The sequence below is a fragment of the Periweissella cryptocerci genome (genome assembly GCF_004358325.1).
GTDB classification, from domain to species: Bacteria; Bacillota; Bacilli; order Lactobacillales; family Lactobacillaceae; genus Periweissella; species Periweissella cryptocerci.
This window is the reverse complement of sequence record NZ_CP037940.1, coordinates 2,594,470-2,614,479: the sequence shown is the minus strand read 5'-3', so window position 1 is coordinate 2,614,479 and position 20,010 is coordinate 2,594,470. Positions and strand designations below refer to the sequence as shown.

The window sequence follows — 20,010 nt, the reverse complement described above, 5'->3', positions numbered from 1 at the left end:
TCTAGGGCTTGCCACATACCCGTATGCGAATTCCCGCCAGAATAATCAGGGTTTACTTGCCCAATTAGTCCCCCAGTTACACGACGCACGGTGTAATAAATCCCATAATATGCACGAGAAATCATTATTCTCCGGCTTAGTTCATCTTTTATATTTCCATCTTTATACTCGTTACTGGCAAAAGTGTAGAATTTAAAAAAGTCATACATTATACATCCTCATCAAGTTCAAGCAGATATAAATGATTCAAGTTATGTTCAACCATCCAACTATCCACCTCGTTCAATTTGTCAAAATCGGTGTCAAATGATGACCTACTGGTGTTAATTGTAAATACCATTTTCTGGACGTCAGAATCATATTCATAGTGATATTGATTTTGACCAAATTGATCATCTAACTTTGCAAGTAAGGACCTATCAGGGGTGAAATTATTCGAGACACCCTCATTAATTTTCATCTCATGTGTCGGTGTCTTTACTGAGGTACTAGCATCTGCACTCGGCAACGTAATCATTTGCGTGCCAAAAACAAGTGTCGTAGTAAGGGCAGCTGTACCAGTCAAACTAATATTCTTTTGAAATGACATGTGATAAACCTCCTACTTTGAGACATCCGTTTCCACAACGAAAAACTTTTGGCTGTACTCCATTCCATCAATCGTAGCAACTGCTTTAAATGCACCTGCATTTGCGATAAAAACATTTCGCAAATCAGCATTCATATTAACGCTATTCATCTTCGGATCGAGTTGGACATCAGTATTTGGTAATTCAAAAACCACGTCGTCCGTTTTCAGATTGATAACCTTTAATCCCAATTCAAAAGAAGTAATATCCTCAAAGTTAGCTACAAAAACACTCAATGAAAATGACAACGCCGTAGGGATAACTCGGGCGCCTAAGACTAAAGTTGGTGATACAACCTTATTTAGAGTCTGTCCCTCATTAACCAGTTGACTTTCAAATCCTTCTGAAATAACAATTTGAACTTCCATTATGTTTACTTCTCCTAATTAAACATAGTATACGTATTAGCATAGCTACATTATTATTCCTCAATAATATATCATTTTTTGTTCTATTTATTCTAGCGTGGGATTATCGTTTCTGTACTTTTCAAGCATCGAATTACTGAGATTCTATATGCCATTTTTCCTGCTGCGACCTGCATTTGGTAACTATTTTTCGCTCGTTTGAGCAATATTCCTAACTAACGAAGTACCGGTAAATTACTTGGCGGGCGTAGCCTTTACACCGCGACTGGGGGAATATGTGTGCAGCACATATTTCCGCTGAGGATAAGATGAGGATTCTTAGGAATTTATTCCTTAGAATCCCAGCTTATCCGAGTTGTTCAAGACCGCACTTTGGCTTGAACATGCGCTTCCGACGTGGTGCGCCAAGTAATTTACCGGCACGCAGTGGCCAAGTTTATTCAATCCCACGTCAGACGAAATAGAGCAACAAAAAAACCTCATCGTAATTGATGAGGTTTTCTTATAAGTTATCTTAACGACGGGCTTCCTTGATACGGGCAGCCTTACCGTGCAATGCACGGAGGTAGTACAACTTAGCACGACGAACACGACCGTGACGAGTCACTTCGATCTTGTCAACACGTGGTGAGTGCAATGGGAAAGTACGTTCAACACCAACACCGTTAGAAATCTTACGAACAGTGTAAGTAGCTTGGATACCAGTACCCTTGCGCTTAATAACAACACCTTCGAAGAGTTGCACACGTTCGCGAGTACCTTCAACGATACGGGCGTGAACGCGGACAGAGTCACCGGCACGGAATGCTGGAACGTCTTCGCGGATTTGATCCTTAGTGATCAATTCAAGTAATTGGTTTTGCTTCATGATTAAATCTCCTGTTTCGACATTGATGGCAGTACCTAGCAGCGCAACATCGTTAATATGGGCTTGTAGCCAAAGAATATCTTACCATGCCTGCCGTACCCTGACAAGGAATAATTCTTGACACCACCACAAATACTGACTGATTTGCCAACATTTTAGGCGCATTTATTTCTATTGTAATACTCAACGTTGAGAAAGCCTAGTCAAGCATGTTAATGGCATATTGCTTCAGCGCCTTTAACGTCTGGGCATCGACCCGGTCAACGACTTCAACGTGGCGACTCCCTGAATCATAACCTAACAGCTGCCATAGTGTAATAAATCCATGGATTTCGCGCGTAATCACATCAGGCATCAATTACCGTTGCGCCCCAACTTTCGCCCTTAACGCGCTTTAAAATCAAGAATTTTTGCATCCCAAATGACACCGCTAAATAAATCAATAACGTTGACGTCCCGACCGCTGCCATCCCTGGTACATGCAATAGCGTAACCAATTGGTCGTAACCCACGTGCAAGACAATCGTCAACAACCACAAAATCACTGATTTGACCGTCCCTTTGCGAAATACTTTGCCATCAACGACCGTCACTTCATAGCTTGGTACCCGCACAAACGCCGTCGCAACCGCAAGCACTAAACTGCCCAACACAACTAACACTAATGTCAAACTCGCCATTGGTTGTTGCATACTTTGGTGTTGCAAAAATTCGAGAAAACCAACAAACCCAATACCCCCCATGATAAATTGCGCCACCCACTTATTTTCGACCTCGCGCACCCGCAATTGCCGCGCCAAAACAAATCCCATCACCACTACACCAATCAACACATTCATCATCATTATTTCTTCCTCATTTTCCATAAATTCACTAGCACCAAGGCACCTGTATAATTGCTATCAATCAATATATTGATAATAATCCACACCCCAGCAAACCCGTAGCAAAATACGACGAGTTACAAATATTTGCGATAACATGCAAAATCTAGCGTGGAATTTGGATATGTGTCTCAAATTGATTCCCACTACGAGGCTGGAACCAGTCTGGACACCGTCATGATCGAAGACAAGCCCGTTTCCATCCTCTTCGTTAGTTTGAGCAGGCAGTCTGACTAGTAATATGCCGTAATCCTTGTCACTACAAGTTTAGCGGTAATCAATAATTCCACGCTTATCTAGCGGAGTGACTGAAAATCACCTTGTGGCCGGCAGGCTTTACAACGTGATGGGACGAACTTGACACCACGTGTCGAGTTTGTCGCTGAGGGTAGATGAGCAGTCTTTTGGCTTTAGCCATTAGACTGCCAGCTATCCCGAATTGCCCAAGACAGACATTCAGCCTGGAAGGCTAATCTAATCGGGTTTTGATTAGATTCAGTTGTTTGTTGAAAACAAACCGCTGGAATGTTTTGCGTTGCCGTATCTCAGGCATAAGCACGTGGCTTGGGCATGTGCTTCCATCTCGGTGCACAATGTGATTTTCTGGCACGCAGTGACATCCTACATCTATCACATTTTATAAATTCTACGTCAAACGAAATAGAACAAAAAAAGCTCGCCCAAATTGGACAAGCTTCACTCATTTACGTCATTAATTACGCTGACACTCGCACTAAATCACGTGCCACTAAGGTTTCACCAATTTGAATGGCATTCCAAGCGGCACCCTTGAGCAAGTTATCAGCAACGACCCACATGTGGAACGCCCCATCAACTTCAAGGTCGGGACGCACACGGCCAACAAACGTCTCACGCTTGCCAGCTGCCGTCAATGGCGTTGGGTATGTTTGGGTGGCTGGATCATCTTCTAACACGACGCCCGCACCATTGGCTAAGGCATGCTGAATTTGCGCAGCCGTAACCGCTTCGTCACTCGTTTCAAAATACACAGTTTCTCCATGTCCAATCCCAACGGGCACGCGGACACATGTCGCCGTAACTTTGAGCGCCTTCGCATTCATATCACCCAACAAAATTTTCTTCGTCTCGTGAATCATTTTCCATTCTTCATGCGTATAACCATCCGCTTCAAAGACATCAATTTGCGGCAATAAATTAAACGCTAAGGGAAAATGCCGCTTGTCACCCTTCGCCGGCAAAATGTGCGCATCCATCGTTTCACCATTCAAATGTGCCTGTGCTTCAGTGTTCAATTCATTCCAAGCACTTTGCCCAGCACCTGAAGCCGCTTGATACGTAGAAACAATCACTCGTTCCAAACCAAACTGCGCTTTAATCGGCGCTAACGCCACCACCATCTGAATCGTCGAACAGTTCGGATTAGCGATGATCCCGTGATGCCAATTCAAATCATCCGCATTCACCTCAGGCACCACCAACGGCACAGCCGGATCCATCCGAAAGGCACTCGTATTATCCACACAGACCGCCCCACGTTTGACCGCTTCTGGCAGCAAAGCTTCTGATACAGACCCACCCGCTGAAGAAAATACCAAATCCACGCCCGAAAAACTATCCGGCGTCGCTTCTTCGATAATCAGCGTGCGCCCCTTAAATTCACGGGTTTGCCCAGCTGACCGCTTTGAAGCCAACAATTTCAAACTCGCCACCTCAATTGAAGATTGCGCAAGCTGCTCAATCATCCGCGTACCAACCGCTCCCGTGGCCCCTAAAATCGCTACATTATATCCTACCATCAGCTACCCCTTTTTCTTTTAATGTACTATCATATTTATTCGCAAGAATTGGCAATGTTATTCTAATTTGATCAGTGCTACAGGCTGCATACTCGACTACACCATTACTCCAAGAAAGCGGAATTTTCCGCCAAATAATGTGTAACTACCATATTAAAGCTAGTCAGTGATTTATTGAAAACCAACGAAGTGGCTGGAAATTGCTTGGCGGGCGCAGCCTTTACACCGCGACTGGGGGAATATGTGTGCAGCACATATTTCCGCTGAGGATGAGATGAGGAGTCTTGGGGATTTATCCCCTAGAGTCCCAGCTTGTCCGAGTTGTTCAAGACCGCCCTTTGGCTTGAACATGTGCTTCCAGCGCAGTGCGCCAAGCAATTTCCAGGCACGAAGTGGAACCAACCACCAAATCACTCAATCAACCTTTAATAAAAGCCGTCAAACGTGCCACCGCTAACTGCAAATGCTCCAAACTAGCCGCGTATGATAACCGCACATACCCTTCACCACCGGCACCAAACACATGCCCCGGCACCAAAGCAAGTTTTCCTTCATGCGCAAGTTGGCGCGCAAACGCTTCGTCATCCGAACCAAATTGCGCGGGAATTTTAACGAACAAGTAGAAGGCTCCTTCAGGCTTGGCAACCCCAAAACCTAGCGTACTCAGTTCTTTCATTAAGTAGTCCCGGCGGTTTTGATATGCTTGCTTCATTTCCGCAATATCGTCATCCCCATCCGCAAACGCTTTAGCAGCAGCCGCCATTGAACTGTTAATTGGCGTCGTCACCACAAACTGGTGTAGTTTGGCAATTTCTGTGACTAATTCCGCCGGACCCGTCAAGAAACCAATCCGGTACCCCGTCATGGCATACGCTTTTGACGCCCCGTTAATTAAAATTGTTTGTTCAGGCAACAGTTTAGCAATCGACGTGTGCGCCGCATCATAAGCGAGCTCACTGTAAATTTCATCTGATAAGACGAACAGGTCGTGTTGCTTAATCACAGCGGCCAAATCCGCTAATTCTGTTTCACTATACGTCACACCAGTGGGATTTGAAGGGAAATTCAAGACCAGCATTTTGGCCGTTGGATGCTCTGCTAAAGTAGCGGCTAAACGAGCGGGTGTCAAAATGAAATCATCCGGTTGCGTATTGATGAACACTGGTACACCACCGTTCACAGCGACCACCGCTTCATACAATGGAAAAGTTGGGGTCGGAATCAAGACTTCATCGCCAGGATTAATCACCGTCCCAATCACATCATAGATGGCCTCGGTCGCCCCGATTGTCACAACAACTTCGGTCGCTGGATTATAACTAACTTGATATTTTCGTGCTAAGAAATCCGCAATTGCTTGCCGCAAGTCGACAGTTCCGCGTGAAGCAGCATAGTGCGAGTCATCATTTTCGATTGATTGAATCCCGGCAGCTTTGATTTCAGCCGGCACGTTAAAATCTGGTTCACCTAACGTCAATTTTAAAATGTCAGGAATACTCGATACTTCTTCATCAAACGCCCGAATCGCCGATGGCTTCATTTGGGGCAAATATTGATTGATCTGGTTGATTAAATTTGTTTTTAATTGTGGCATTGCGGATTCCCCTTTATCTTAAATTAAATTTTCTAAGCCAATGACAAATTCATTTGAGGTCATGACTTTTTGAATACCGAGCTGCACACCCGGCATGAAGGATGTACGATCAAATGAGTCTTGGCGAATCGTTAGCGCCTCGCCCGTGCCACCAAAAAGCACTTCTTGATGAGCAACATACCCGGGTAACCGCACTGAATGAATTGGAACCTCACTCGTTGCTGGTGACTCATTTTCTAGTTGAGTGGCGGTATATTTAGCTGTCCCAGATGGCGCATCGACCTTTTTTGCATTATGCAATTCAATAATTTCCACATCCGGGAAGAATTTGACCGCTTGTTTTGCGAGCATAATCATCACCACGGCTGACAAACTAAAATTAGGTACAAGCAACCCGCCAATTTGGTGTTCGCTAGCGAGCGCACTTAACTGTTCAATTTCATTTGCCGTCAAACCCGTCGTCCCAATGACTGGCCGCATGTCCTTATTCAACGCGCCAACCACATTTTCAAAGACCGTCGTTGGCGTACTAAAATCAACCCAGACATCGGCCGCATTGGCGGGAATATTAGCCAAATCAGTATAAACCGTTTGGTACAAATCACTAGCAACAGCTTTGGGATCATAACCGCCGACTAATTTTAATCCTGGTGATGTATTTATTAATTCGACGACTTGGCGCCCCATTTTACCGCGAAAACCCGCGACAATTACTGAAATCATTTGGCACCTCCTGCAAGCACACTTTTTAACATCACAAACTCTTCGGCATCCAACGGCAAAATTGGTAACCGCGGACTCCCCGTTTCAAGCCCCTGTTCATTCAGCAGGGCTTTGACCGGTGATGGTGATGGATACATAAACAACGCATTCATCCGAGGTGTCAAAAAACGTTGCAGTTCCGCCGCATGCGCAAAATCCCCCGCATCAACGGCCGTGTACATTGCCGCAATTTCATCACCATAAATGTGGCTGGCCACCGACACTAAGCCGGTCGCGCCAATCGTTTTGGCCGCTAATGCTTGGGCATCTTCCCCAGTATACACGGCAAACCCAGTTGGCGTGTGCTCAACTAAGTAGCCGAGGTCATCAATTGACGTACATTGTTTCACCGCGTGAATATTCGGGTGTTTGGCCAAAGTCACGACGGTTTCATTTGCCATCGTCACCCCAGTCCGGCCAGGAATGTTGTACATCATAATTGGTAACGCAACTGCATCAGCGATAGCCGTAAAGTGCGCCACCATCCCCCGTTGATTGGGTTTATTATAATACGGCACAACCACTAATCCCATATCGATCCCGGCAATCGCGGCTACTTCTTGCCCAAACGCAATCGTTTCCGCCGTATTATATGAGCCAATCCCCGCAATCACTGGCACACGCCCATCAATAATTTCCGCAAAGGCGCGGTATAACCGCAATTTTTCATCATGGCTCAACGTTGGCGCTTCACCCGTCGTCCCACCAATCACAAACCCTTCACTACCATGCGCTAATAAATGCTCAGTCAAGTTTGCGAGCGCATTTAAATCAAGTTCACCGTGCACATCAAATGGCGTCACAATCGCCGTCATGATTTTTGCATCTGAAATTTTCATATTTACCTCCATTGCATTTTTCTTCAAATTAATTCGTTCACTGCGCCTGTTGCATCCGGTCAATGAGGAAACCACAAATTGCATCAATACCCATTTGAATTGCTGCTTCATTGGGCGCCAAATGTTCGGAGTGTAATGAATAAGGACTATCCACCCCTAACCAAAACATCGCCCCCGGAATTTTCGCTAAAAGATAACCGAAATCTTCGCCCGTCATTGCTGGTGCCACTTCAACGTAGTTCACCGTGTCCGTCTTCGCCATATAATCAATCAAATTAGTTGTTAATTCGGGATCATTTTCAACTGGCAAATAGCCATCTTGCTTCAAAATCAGCTCGGCTTCACAGTCAAAACTCAACGCAATCCCGTCAGTAACCTGGCGCACGCGCTCTTGAATGGCTTCAATCGTTGTTTGCTCCAACGCCCGAATCGTCCCATCCGCCGTCGCTTGACCAGCAATCACGTTACTCGTCGTGCCAGCATGCATTTGCCCAATCGTCACAACGCCACCAACAATCGGATCGACATTGCGTGACACAATCGTTTGCAACTGCGTCACCCAGCTGCTTAACGCGACCACCATATCATTTGCCAGATGTGGAAACGCCGCGTGCCCACCTTTACCAGTGAGCTGCAAATTAATTTCCGTCGTCCCCGCAAACAGCGTGCCCGGCCGACAACCAATCGTCCCCACTGGCAAACTCGGATTATCATGGAGCCCATAAATTTCATCAAGCTGCCAATCACCTTGTAAAATGCCGCTATCATATAGAAGCTTCCCGCCCGAAATGCTTTCTTCTGCCGGTTGGAAAATAAAAATCAAGTTATCAGTCGGCTGATTCTCAGCGAAATAACTCAACAACCCCAGCGCCACACTCATATGAATATCGTGCCCACACGCATGCATCCGCCCGGGGTGCACCGAACTAAACGGCAAGCCCGTCGCTTCTTCAATTGGCAAGCCATCAATATCCGTCCGGTAGCCAATCGTCCGCACTGGGTTACTACCATTAACTTTCACCAACCATGCCGTGGGTAATTCAGGCACCATCGTCGTTTCCAAATACGTCTGGTCAAATCCCCCAACAATTGCCCGAATTTTGGCAATTGTCGTAAATTCTGCTAGCGCTAATTCTGGAATTTGGTGCAGTTCACGCCGAATATTAATTAATTCTGCTTCCGTTAATACCATCTCATCACAACTTTCTTAATGCTTCCAGGAGCCCTGTCTTCGAAATTGTTTTTGCATCAACATCTTTCAATTTACGAGCAGGCACTCCCCCGACAACCGTGTACGGCGCCACATCTTCAGTCACAATTGCCCCAGCCGCAACAATCGCGCCTTGACCAATGCGCACACCTTCAAGCACCACCGCATTGGCACCAATCAAAACATCATCTTCAACAATGACTGGAGTAGCCGAAGCCGGCTCAATAACACCCGCTAAAACGGCATTCGCCCCGACATGCGCGTGCTTGCCGACAATCGCGCGGCCACCAAGCACTGCTCCCATATCAATCATCGTACTTTCACCGATTTCAGCGCCAATATTAATCAGCGCCCCCATCATAATCACCGCATTATCGCCAATCACAACTTGCTCACGAATCGTCGCGCCGGGTTCAATCCGCGCATTAATCCCCTTCAAATCCAGGAGCGGCACCGCCGAATTACGCGTATCATTTTCCACCACGTAATCCGCAATTTTTAATTTATTGGCCGCCAAGAACGGTTGCACATCCGCCCAATCACCAAAAATCGTCCCCGTATGATTTTCAATAAACCCTTGAATACTCTCGGGAATTTCCAACACCCCTAAATTCCCTTTCAAGTAAACTTTGACCGGTGTTCGCTTTTTAGCATTACTAATAAAATTGATAATTTCTTGTGAATTTAATTGTGTCATGTTTTCCCCTTATTGTTGCTTTTATGTCGGCAATATTCACCGTGTGGCATGAATTCTGTTTTTCGTGCTGATGTAGTCTTAGCAAGTCGACGCGAAGTGACAGCGTTCCCTGCTAAAGCGCTAACCCCTCTCATTTCCACTGAGCGAAGTGATTCTCACTTCCCATCGCGGTATTCACCACGCCGAAAAGCAGATTCCTTAAACGTTTCGTTAGTTTGGTACAAGTATCCTACACTTTATACACCTAACTGGAAGCAGCAGTGCACCTAAAGTTATAAGTAACTCCTATCGAGGCGGACTAAATCCGCATATGTTTCGCGCTCGACAACCACCTTGGCCGCCCCGTTTTCAATGAAGACCACCGCCGGCCGCGGATTCCGGTTATAATTTGACGCCATCGAATAGCCATAAGCACCCGTCGCTAATAACGCGATAATATCGCCAGTTTGCACCGCCGGCATATCTTGTTCATAAACTAAAATATCGCCTGACTCACAATACTTCCCCGAAATCCGTACTTTACGCGTCGTTGGCGCCTGCGGATTATTTGCGAGGATGGCTTCGTATTTGGCTTGATAAAGCGCTGGCCGAATATTGTCGCCCATCCCCCCGTCCACATTGATGTATGGCAATAAATCCGGCACAACCTTGCGCGTCCCAACGGTATAGAGGCTATATCCAGCTTCACCGACAATTGAGCGCCCAGGTTCAATCCAAATGGCGGGCATCGCTAAATGATTGGTCGCGGTTGCTTGCTTCACTGCCTGAATGATAGCTTTAACAAAATCACTAGCTGGAATCGGATCATCATCAGTCGTATAGCGAATACCAAAACCACCACCCACGTTGATTACTTCTGGTTCATAACCAATCGCATCCCGCCATTCGACGATGGTGGCGACTAATTTTTCTGCCGCGGCCACAAAGCCTGTGACTTCAAAAATTTGCGAACCGATGTGGGCGTGGATACCGCGCATCTGGAACCGGTCATTTGCTAAGACAAAATCCAACGCTTGGCGCGCTTGCCCCGATTCAATGTCAAAGCCAAATTTGCTATCGGTTTGGCCTGTTTGATCATATTCATGGGTATGCGCGGAAATTCCTGGCGTTAACCGGAGCATCACATTGACGCGCGTATCTTTAGCTGCCAAAATCGTCGTCAGCATCGCCAACTCATCAAAATTATCCACGATAATCGCACCAACTTGGGCATCGACGGCCATTTCTAATTCTGCATACGCTTTGTTGTTACCGTGAAAACTCACATCAGCCATCGGGAAATCCGCTTGCATCGCCGTATAGAGTTCGCCACCCGACACCACATCGATGTGCGCACCTTCTTGGGCGACCACTTGATACATCGCAATTGTCGCAAACGCTTTGGAAGCATAACTAACGGCGTAATTTATATTTTCTTCATTAAATACCTGTTTAAAATCCCGAATCTGTTGACGAATTTTAGCTACGTCATAGACTACCAAGGGCGTTTGAAATTCTGTCGCTAATGTCACGGCATCATAACCGCCAATACTTAAGTGCCCAGCCGCATTTGTTTGTAATTGTGCTTCACTCATAACCATTCTCCCGCTTTTATCTGCCTATTCTAATCAACTAGGAAGCGTGGTAACCGTTCCGTTAAACGATTGGTAAATTCCCATGGTTGCGAACCGACATACTTGGTCACATCCCAAATATCAATTGACTGCTGCCCGTTTGAGCCGACTAACGTTACTTCCGTCCCCACTGGCATTTCGTGGGGGAGGCGCACCATCAGTTGATCCATCGCTATTTGACCAACAATTTTGGCCTTTTCATTACCAACTAGGATTTCAAATCCCTGCATATTGCGGTCAATGCCATCGCCGTAACCTAAAGGAATCGTGCCAATCCATTGCTGGCAATCGGTCTCATAAGTCCGCCCGTAGCTGATCCCTTCATCGCCATCTAATTGCTTAACAAAGCTCAAAGCTGACTTGATACTCAAAATGGGGGCCAAGCCTTCGCCCGTAGCCAATTCTTTACCAGATGGTTCCCAGCCATACGCGACCGTGCCCACCCGAATAAAATCAGTTGGCACTTCGTCAGCATGATACATCGCTGCCCCAGAATTGGCGACGTGTACCATTGGTGGTAGCTCAGCCAAATCATCGGTTAAATCATGCCAGCGTGCCAGTTGCTTTTCAAAGTACGCTTCGTCAGTTGAGTCAGCGGTCGCAAAGTGGGTCATCAAGCCTAACCATTCGTACATATTGGGGTGCGCCTTAATCATATCGATTGCGCGGTGTAACTCATTTTTCGTCCGCATGCCAATCCGATTCATGCCTGTATCAAGTGAAATCGACACTTGCAATGCGTGATTCCCAGTTAAGAAATCTAGTGCATCCGTCAACCAATCAGCACTAACTACACTGGCGATGATATCGTGTTGCGCCAAGATTTCGGCATATTGCGGTTCCGTATAACCCAGCACCATAATTGGAATCGTGATTCCATTTTGCCGTAAGACGACCGCTTCATCAGCCACGGCCACTGCTAACCCATAAACGCCCGCATTTACTGCTGCGTGCGCGATTTCCAGAATCCCGTGCCCATAACCATTTGCCTTGACTGCCAAAAACATGTGCTTGGCATGACTAGTTTGCATCGTCGTGCGAATGTTTTGATTAAATGCTGCTTGTGAAATTTCAATACGGCTGGGCCGTAAACTTGCTACTACCATGAATATTTTCCTCGTTAAATTATTAGATTTAATTCGGCGGTTCGATTTATATGTATTTCGTGCAAACCCTTGGCTGTAACCACAAAAAAACAGCAACCAAAGTGTTCGCACTAACGCACACTCTGATTACTGTCCATAAAAAAATCTATAGTCAAAAACCACATTGTCGATAGCGCCCCGTAGCCGACTTTTTCGCTACGACAGTTCGTCATCTCTTAAACAACGTCCCAAAATTGAATAGCTACATCTATCAATCTTTCGGCAACCGCCCCTTTCACTGACCATCAATGCCTTTTGTAGTAGACTTCGATCAATTACTCTTGTTGGTTGCAACCTCTATGAATTATTAAGTTGTTACTAGCTTATGATAATTCGGACCCCGCGTCAAGATGTAAATTAATAACTTCTAATTTGTTTGCTTTTTATTCACACCTTCTTCACATCATTCTCTTAAATTTAGCTTGACCCTCAATTTACTTTGTGGGTAAAATGCCAGACAAGACGAAAACATTACAGGCACCATCCGCAATTCCTTTTTGAGACAAACTAAATTAACCGGAGGCAGCAAAATGAAAGTTGTAAAGTTTGGTGGGAGCTCCTTAGCTGACGGCCCGCACTTAGCACAAGTAATCCAGATTATGGTCCAAGATCCTGAGCGGCAAGTTCTAGTCGTCTCGGCACCCGGCAAACGGACAAGTGATGACACCAAAATCACCGATTTATTGATTCAATACGCCAACGCACCAACTGACCCAAACATCCAAAATAACATCATCAATCGCTACTGGGAAATAGCCGCCTACTTCGACCTTCCCGCTGAAAAATTCAGCCGCATTAGTGATGGTGTCATTGCTTTAGCTACCCAGCAATTCTCAACATCCGCCTATCAACTAGCCGCCTTTAAAGCCCACGGTGAAAAGCTTAACGCCATGCTGATTGCCCTGATTTTAAACCACCTCGGCAAGCCCGCAATTTATGCTGATCCAAAGGCCCTTGGTATCATGGTAACAGGCTCAGCGGCCGCGGCTTCGGTCAGTGAATTTACATACCAAAATATTTCCCGCTTTCCCTTCAAAAATGAATACCTAGTTGTCCCAGGATTTTATGGCTATGATTCACAAAATCAGATTGCAACCTTTGCACGTGGTGGCTCCGATATTACCGGTTCAATCGTGGCACGTGGACTGCAAGCGGACTTGTATGAGAACTTCACCGATGTGGACGCCATCTATTCCGCGAACCCCAATATTGTCGCCAATCCCCAACCAATCAGCACGATGAGTTACAAAGAAATGCGGGAATTAGCCTACGCGGGCTTTCAAGTCTTTAACGACGAAGCGATTATTCCCGCAATTCAAGGTAATGTGCGCATCAATGTGAAGAACACCAACCACCCGGAGGCTCCCGGAACACTAATTGTGCCCGACCAAGACCTCGTCATTGAACACGAAATCACGGGGGTTGCCAATTCAAACCGTTTCGCCGCGCTGTATTTACACCGTTATCTCTTGAACAAGGAAGCCGGCTTCACGCTTAAGATCCTCCAAATTCTGTTCAAATACGATGTCAGCTACGAACACATGCCTTCCGGGATTGATGATTTAACCATTATCTTTGATAAAACCCAATTAACCGCTGAAACCGCCGCCAATATCATGCAAGAAATCCAGGACGCCGTAAAACCAGACGTCTTGGAATGGCTCGATGACTACGCAATCATCATGGTTGTCGGCGAAGGCATGCGCGCCAAAGTCGGCGTCGTTGACCACATTATTGCCCCCTTAGCCGCCAACAACATCGGCGTCCAAATGCTCAACCAAGGTGCCTCGCGCATTTCAGTAATGATTGGTGTCAAACAAGAACTCGCCGAAGCAGCAGTCCGCGCAATTTACGCGGCCAATTTTCCAGCAAATTAATTTTATCCTTCAAAAAGCGACCAACTCATGTTGATCGCTTTTTCAGTTCTATTCATTCTAGCGTGGAATTGTCGTTTCTGTACTTTTCAATAATCGAATTACTGCGGTTCTATTGTCAGTATTTTTCCATGCTACTACGGCCTGTGGTTGGCAACTGTTTTCTAATCTGAAAACCATTACCAACTAACGCAGTGGCCAATTTTATTCAACCCCACGTCAGACGGAATACAACAAAAAACACATTAATGCGCCCATATTTGGTGGCATCAATGTGTTTCAACTTAGTTCATTATTCAGCTAACTCAGCTTTCACTTCCGCGAGCAATTTCTTTTGTTCCTTGGTTAACTCAATGTCTTCCAACAAATCAGGGCGACGCGTTAACGTCCGGCGCAATGATTCTTTCATCCGCCATTCCGCAATTTTACCGTGGTTACCACTCGTCAATACTTCTGGAACTTTGCGACCACGGAAATCCGCAGGGCGTGTGTATTGGGGGTATTCCAACAATCCCGTTGAAAATGAATCGCCAGGCGCAGATTCTTCGTTACCCAACACTTCTGGAATCAATCGCACCGTCGCATCAATGATAACCATCGCACCGAGTTCACCACCAGTTAACACGTAGTCACCTAGTGAAATTTCATCCGTTACCAATTCACGAATCCGTTCATCGTAGCCTTCGTAGTGGCCAGCAATAAACGTCAAATGTTCTTCTTGGCTCAAGTCTTCGGCCACTTTTTGGGTAAAAGGCACACCAGCAGGATCCAGCAAAATCACGCGTCCACGACTGCCAGCTTCTTGTTCGATATGATCCATCGCATCAAAAATTGGTTGGGGCATCAACAACATCCCCGCACCACCACCGTAAATCGTATCATCGACGTTGTTGTGCTTGTTATCCGTGTAATCACGAAAATCCGTCACACCAAAATCCAGCTTACCGCTTTCAACGGCTTTACCAATGATTGATTCCGTCATTGGTTTGAACATATTGGGAAAAATACTTAAGACATCAATCCGCATTAATCATCCAACCCTTCTAGCAAATCAATCACAACTTCTTGGGCGTCAATGTCAACACTCTTGATTACATCGTCAATCATTGGCAACAACAAATCTTCCTTGCCAGCGCGTTTAACTACCCAAACATCGTTAGCACCAGTTTCAAAAATTTCACTAACTGTCCCAACGGCTTGACCATCTTCAGTCACCACGTTGGCGCCAATAATATCCTTGTAATAGTATTCACCTTCGTCCAAGTCTTGCAATTCTTCTTCAGATACCGAAATATCCATACCCTTGTACTTTTCAATATCATTGATGTTTTGCTTGTCTTTAAATGACAGCAAGACAAATTGCTTGTGGTAACGCACCGTTTGGATTTCCAACGCCGTGTGTTCCTTGTTATCGATGTAAATCATGTTGCCTTTTTGGAAACGGTCTTCTGGGAAGTCCGTCGTCGCAATGACCCGCACTTCACCACGAATGCCGTGCGTGTTCACGATTGTCCCTACTTTAAAAAAATCCACTTGTTAATCCCTCACTAGTCTTATTTTCCACGTTGCCTAAGCATGCCGTGGTTCAATTGATAAACGGACCCGCTTTGCGCCTTCAAAACGCGCACTGTACACGAGGTTCCGAATTGCCGTCACGGTCACGCCACCGACCCCGATTAAACGCCCAAGGTCACTCCGATCAACGTATGCGGTAAATTCAACAAAACGGTCGCCTTCATTAATTTCGATTTCAATCACCTCTGGCTTACTAGCTAAAGGTACAATCAACGTTGTTATTAAGTTTTTCATTTCTTGTTCATTCATAATTATATTTTACCAGTAAATGCGGGCAAATACTCACTGTGGCAGCTAATTATTTACTCAAAAAATTATATAAAAGCACGAGTAAGATAAAAACAATCAGCGTGACGGCCGTAAATTTTTCTTTGCGCGTTGATTTTTTGGCCGTACCGTTATGCTGCGCTGCCCGCCGTTGTGCTAATTCATTTTCATCTGGCAATCCCAAATTCATCGTCTTCCTCTTTCATTTCAGTAATTCTACACAAGTTCCTATTGTACCAGTTTCCCTGAAAATATGGTCAGTTATCACCTAATTTAGGCCGAAATAAACCTGCCTATGCAAAAAATGGCTACAATTTTTCTAACGTGGAATTTGGATATATATCTCATCACATTTTATAAATTCCACGTCAGACGAACTAGAGTCAAAAAAATCCCAAGCCAGTTTCAAAATGACTTGGGATTTCACAGTTCACGTTACTGCAAGTGAACTCGCATTAATTATTTATATTGCTTGTTCACCACGAGCTCCAATGGTGACTTAATGTCTTTTGGTACTGACTTGTCAGCAAAGTAATCGTAAGCCGCTTGAATTGCTAATTCACCCATTTTATCAGGTTGTTGCGCAACTGTTGCCGCCATTTGACCGTTTTTAACTGCCTTAATACCATCTTCGGAACCATCAAAGCCGACAATCATAACATCTTCATGTCCCTTCAATCCTTGCACTGCTCCTAAGGCCATCTCATCGTTTTGTGAGAACATCCCTTTAATATCAGCGTGTCCTTGAATGATATTTTCAGAAGTAGTCAAACCCTTAGCACGATCAAAATTAGCTGTTTGTTTGGCAACAATCTTCAATTTACCCTTCACGGCATCATCAAATCCTGCACCACGTTCGCGGGTCGCTGATGCACCTGGCGTCCCTTGTAATTCAGCAATTTTGGCATTCTTACCAAGTTGCTTAATCATAAAGTCCGCTGCCATCTGGCCACCTTCACGTGAGTCTGAAGCCACAAGTGCCAAGACCTTCCCAGCATCAGACGACCGGTCAACGGTAATTACTGGAATTCCCGCATCATTGGCCGCTTTAACTTCGGGTGAAATTGCTGATGAATCAACTGGATTAATAATTAAGACATCAACTTTCTTTTGAATCATGTCTTCCACATCGTTATTTTGTTTAGCAGTATCGTTTTGGGCATCGAAAACTTGTACGGTTGAACCGTTTTCTTTGGCCACGTTAAGGATACCGTCTTTAATCGCGATAAAGAATGGATTACTCAAAGTCGAGAGTGAAACCCCGACTTTAATATCTTTAGGACTTTTTTTAGCAACCTTATCGGCTTTTTGGTACGGATTTTCCAAGGTCACGATGGCACAGCCACCTAAGAGGACCATGAGCGATAAGCCAACTGTCATCAGACCAAATATTTTTACTAGTTTATTTTTCATGTTAACGCCCCCTATTTTGATTTACGACGATCAATTAAGACTGCAATAATAATCACAATCCCTTTGACAATTTGTTGGTAGAAACTTGAAATTCCCAATAAGTTCATCCCATTATTCAAAGTTCCAATAATCAATGCCCCTATCAACGTTCCAAAAATTCGACCTTTACCACCGGCTAAGGAAGTACCACCTAACACAACCGCAGCAATTGCATCCATTTCATATGACATACCAGCATCTGGTTGTGCTGAATTTAAACGGGATGTTAAAATCGTTCCCGCTACGGCAGCCATAATTCCTGAAATCGTGTAAATTAAGATTGTCACTTTTTTCGTTTTAATACCGGAAACAAACGCGGCTTTTTCATTACCACCCAAAGCATACGTTTTACGCCCAAATGACATTTTGTGTAGTAACAGGTACAACAGCGCGAAGGCCACAATCATAATCACAATTGGGAAAGGAATTCCCAAGAAATAACCACGCCCGATTACTTGAAAGAAAAAACTGTTCGTCATGGCTGAGCCAGTAATTGGATTACCATTAGTGAACACGTAAGTTGCCCCACGGAAAATGGTCATCGTTGCTAATGTAGCAATAAATGGCGCCGCACCACCAACGGTAATAATAAGGCCATTAATTGCCCCCAAAACACCACCGAGTAAAACACCAATCAATAACGCAATGGCCGGTGGCATCCCACCAACAATCATCTGCGCAGTTATCGCCCCCGTAAAGGCCAAAATTGAACCAACTGACAGGTCAATCCCGGCAGTCAAAATCACAAACGTCATCCCAAAGGCAATTAACGCGTTAATCGAAACTTGCCGTAATAAGTTCAAAATATTATTAAATTCTAGAAAACTGGGATTCATGACTGTCACAATTAAGACTAGGAAGACCAATGCGAGGACTGGCCCCAATTTACCTAGGAATTCACCGATATTAAATTTCTTTTTAGCTGTTACATCATTCATACTATTTCCCCTCCTGTAGCAAGTGTCATAATTTTTTCTTGATCCGCATCCTTAGTGGCCAATTGTCCAGTCACGTGACCCTCATAAATCACCGTGATATTGTCACTCATGCCGATTACTTCTGGTAAATCACTTGAAATCATGATGATGGCAACACCTCGGTCGGTTAATTCATTCATCAAATCATAAATTTCCCGCTTGGCCCCAACATCGACACCACGCGTTGGTTCATCAAGAATTAAGACCTGTGAACCAGCTCCGACCCATTTGGCTAACACAACTTTTTGTTGGTTCCCACCTGAGAGACTTGACGCTAAATCTTGTGAACTCGTCGCCTTGACCGTCAGGCGTTTCATCAACGTCTCCACAAACAATAAATCCGCCTTTTGATCAATTAAGCCGTGCTTTACAAACCCATCAATACTTGGCAAATCAATATTGTCTTGCAGGGTCGCTTCAAGAATTAACCCTTCGTCTTTCCGGTTCTCGGTCACAAAGCCAATTCCATGTTGAATGGCTTCATGCGGTGTCCGATTTTCAACTTTCTTCCCGCGAACTTTTATCGTGCCACTGTCGAGCTTATCAATACCAAAGATTGCGCGCATAATTTCAGTACGCCCAGCTCCCATTAAGCCCGCAAAGGCCATAATTTCACCAGACCGAACTTTAAAACTGACATTTTCAAAAGCACTACTGGTCAATTGGTCAGCTTCAAAGTAAACATCGCCAAAATCAGGCTTACGTTCGGGATAAAAATCACCAATTTCGCGGCCAACCATGTCACGGACGATTTGGTCAATGGTCGTATCTTTAATTTCATAGTGTGAGACAGAAATCCCATCACGCATAATTGTAATATCATCACACAAGGCCATAATTTCTTCCATCCGGTGCGAAATATAAATGAATCCGACCCCTTTATCACGTAAATCACGAACCGTTTTGAATAATAATTCAATTTCGGTTGCTGTCAACGCCGCCGTTGGTTCATCCATAATGATAACTTTTGCATCAGCCATCAATGATTTGGCAATTTCAATTAATTGTTGCCGACCAACGCTTAAGGTACCAATTGGTTGATCCACATCAATGTCAGCGCCCAACATATCCAGATAATGCGTCGCTTGTTTACGCATTGCTCGCATATCAAGCACGCCAAACCGTCCTTTAATTTCACGGTTGATAAACATGTTTTCCACGACGGTCATTTCACTATAATTATTCATTTCTTGGTGAATAAAGCTAATTCCATGTTCTTCAGCATCTTTTGCGTTGCTGTACTGAACCGTTTGCCCATCAACCTCAATCGTGCCCCCATCATGCGATAACAGCCCCGTTAGAATATTCATCAAAGTCGACTTACCCGCACCATTTTCACCCATCAACGCATGGATGCGTGCTTCACCAAGTTTAAAATCAACTCCTTGGAGGACATGATTCGTCCCAAACGACTTCGAAATGTTTTTCATTTCAATTTGCATTACTTTTACCCTCCATTATTTCACTAAATTTAAGCT

21 protein-coding genes and 1 riboswitch are annotated in these 20,010 nt (G+C 44.9%); of the genes, 1 reads left to right on the top strand and 20 read right to left on the bottom strand.

Going from position 1 to position 20,010, the window contains the following annotated elements; genetic code table 11:
* Nucleotides 1–208: 208 nt before the first annotated feature.
* From EQG49_RS11650 to alr, 13 genes are all read right to left on the bottom strand, one after another.
* Nucleotides 209–589 carry a hypothetical protein gene (locus EQG49_RS11650; protein ID WP_133364138.1) on the bottom strand — a complete coding sequence of 127 codons (381 nt, stop codon included), beginning with the start codon at nt 587–589 and terminating at the stop codon, nt 209–211.
* Nucleotides 590–601: 12 nt separating this feature from the next.
* Entirely contained in the window at nt 602–997 is a 396-nt protein-coding gene (locus tag EQG49_RS11645; RefSeq protein WP_133364137.1) for a hypothetical protein, read from the bottom strand.
* A gap of 514 nt (nt 998–1,511) precedes the next feature.
* On the bottom strand, nt 1,512–1,865 hold the full coding sequence (gene rplS / locus EQG49_RS11640; RefSeq protein WP_133364136.1) for a 50S ribosomal protein L19: 354 nt from the start codon (nt 1,863–1,865) through the stop codon (nt 1,512–1,514).
* 199 nt (nt 1,866–2,064) lie between these two features.
* A complete protein-coding gene (locus EQG49_RS13780) occupies nt 2,065–2,220 on the bottom strand; it encodes a hypothetical protein (protein WP_165964887.1) in 156 nt (51 codons plus the stop codon).
* Nucleotides 2,213–2,710, bottom strand: coding sequence for a hypothetical protein (locus tag EQG49_RS11635; RefSeq protein WP_133364135.1), 498 nt, complete (start codon nt 2,708–2,710; stop codon nt 2,213–2,215). The genes EQG49_RS13780 and EQG49_RS11635 overlap by 8 nt, the downstream gene beginning before the upstream one ends.
* Nucleotides 2,711–3,465: 755 nt before the next feature.
* Nucleotides 3,466–4,527, bottom strand: a complete 1,062-nt coding sequence (locus EQG49_RS11630) for an aspartate-semialdehyde dehydrogenase (RefSeq protein WP_423245966.1) — start codon at nt 4,525–4,527, stop codon at nt 3,466–3,468.
* 418 nt (nt 4,528–4,945) lie between these two features.
* Nucleotides 4,946–6,121: an aminotransferase class I/II-fold pyridoxal phosphate-dependent enzyme gene (locus tag EQG49_RS11625; RefSeq protein ID WP_133364133.1), complete on the bottom strand. Its 1,176-nt coding sequence runs from the start codon at nt 6,119–6,121 to the stop codon at nt 4,946–4,948.
* Between the two features lie 18 nt (nt 6,122–6,139).
* Complete coding sequence (locus tag EQG49_RS11620; protein WP_133364132.1) at nt 6,140–6,844, bottom strand: 4-hydroxy-tetrahydrodipicolinate reductase; 705 nt, start codon at nt 6,842–6,844, stop codon at nt 6,140–6,142.
* Entirely contained in the window at nt 6,841–7,722 is an 882-nt protein-coding gene (dapA, locus tag EQG49_RS11615) for a 4-hydroxy-tetrahydrodipicolinate synthase (RefSeq protein ID WP_133364131.1), read from the bottom strand. Before dapA ends, EQG49_RS11620 begins: the two co-directional genes overlap by 4 nt.
* 37 nt (nt 7,723–7,759) lie before the next feature.
* On the bottom strand, nt 7,760–8,914 hold the full coding sequence (locus EQG49_RS11610; protein ID WP_133364130.1) for an N-acetyldiaminopimelate deacetylase: 1,155 nt from the start codon (nt 8,912–8,914) through the stop codon (nt 7,760–7,762).
* A gap of 4 nt (nt 8,915–8,918) precedes the next feature.
* A complete protein-coding gene (dapD, locus tag EQG49_RS11605; protein WP_133364129.1) occupies nt 8,919–9,629 on the bottom strand; it encodes a 2,3,4,5-tetrahydropyridine-2,6-dicarboxylate N-acetyltransferase in 711 nt (236 codons plus the stop codon).
* Between the two features lie 272 nt (nt 9,630–9,901).
* Nucleotides 9,902–11,203: a diaminopimelate decarboxylase gene (lysA, locus tag EQG49_RS11600; RefSeq protein WP_133364128.1), complete on the bottom strand. Its 1,302-nt coding sequence runs from the start codon at nt 11,201–11,203 to the stop codon at nt 9,902–9,904.
* A gap of 29 nt (nt 11,204–11,232) precedes the next feature.
* Entirely contained in the window at nt 11,233–12,348 is a 1,116-nt protein-coding gene (gene alr, locus EQG49_RS11595; protein WP_133364127.1) for an alanine racemase, read from the bottom strand.
* 162 nt (nt 12,349–12,510) lie between these two features.
* Nucleotides 12,511–12,695: riboswitch (Lysine riboswitch) on the bottom strand.
* Nucleotides 12,696–12,917: 222 nt separating this feature from the next.
* Here alr and EQG49_RS11590 point away from each other — a divergent pair.
* The gene (locus EQG49_RS11590; RefSeq protein ID WP_133364126.1) at nt 12,918–14,264 is read left to right on the top strand and encodes an aspartate kinase; all 1,347 of its coding nucleotides are present in this window, start codon (nt 12,918–12,920) and stop codon (nt 14,262–14,264) included.
* 289 nt (nt 14,265–14,553) lie between these two features.
* Here the strand turns inward: EQG49_RS11590 and trmD are convergent, their stop codons facing one another.
* From trmD to EQG49_RS11560, 7 genes are all read right to left on the bottom strand, one after another.
* Nucleotides 14,554–15,288 (bottom strand): tRNA (guanosine(37)-N1)-methyltransferase TrmD, encoded by a 735-nt coding sequence (gene trmD / locus EQG49_RS11585; RefSeq protein ID WP_133364125.1) that lies wholly within the window; start codon nt 15,286–15,288, stop codon nt 14,554–14,556.
* Nucleotides 15,288–15,794, bottom strand: a complete 507-nt coding sequence (rimM, locus tag EQG49_RS11580) for a ribosome maturation factor RimM (protein WP_133364124.1) — start codon at nt 15,792–15,794, stop codon at nt 15,288–15,290. Before rimM ends, trmD begins: the two co-directional genes overlap by 1 nt.
* Before the next feature lie 36 nt (nt 15,795–15,830).
* Nucleotides 15,831–16,085, bottom strand: a complete 255-nt coding sequence (locus tag EQG49_RS11575) for a KH domain-containing protein (protein ID WP_133364123.1) — start codon at nt 16,083–16,085, stop codon at nt 15,831–15,833.
* Nucleotides 16,086–16,134: 49 nt separating this feature from the next.
* Nucleotides 16,135–16,293, bottom strand: coding sequence for a hypothetical protein (locus tag EQG49_RS13775; RefSeq protein WP_165964886.1), 159 nt, complete (start codon nt 16,291–16,293; stop codon nt 16,135–16,137).
* Between the two features lie 269 nt (nt 16,294–16,562).
* Nucleotides 16,563–17,462 (bottom strand): D-ribose ABC transporter substrate-binding protein, encoded by a 900-nt coding sequence (locus EQG49_RS11570; protein WP_243115789.1) that lies wholly within the window; start codon nt 17,460–17,462, stop codon nt 16,563–16,565.
* Nucleotides 17,463–17,527: 65 nt separating this feature from the next.
* Nucleotides 17,528–18,493, bottom strand: coding sequence for an ABC transporter permease subunit (locus EQG49_RS11565; protein WP_133364121.1), 966 nt, complete (start codon nt 18,491–18,493; stop codon nt 17,528–17,530).
* Nucleotides 18,490–19,974: a sugar ABC transporter ATP-binding protein gene (locus EQG49_RS11560; RefSeq protein ID WP_133364120.1), complete on the bottom strand. Its 1,485-nt coding sequence runs from the start codon at nt 19,972–19,974 to the stop codon at nt 18,490–18,492. Before EQG49_RS11560 ends, EQG49_RS11565 begins: the two co-directional genes overlap by 4 nt.
* Nucleotides 19,975–20,010: the final 36 nt, after the last annotated feature.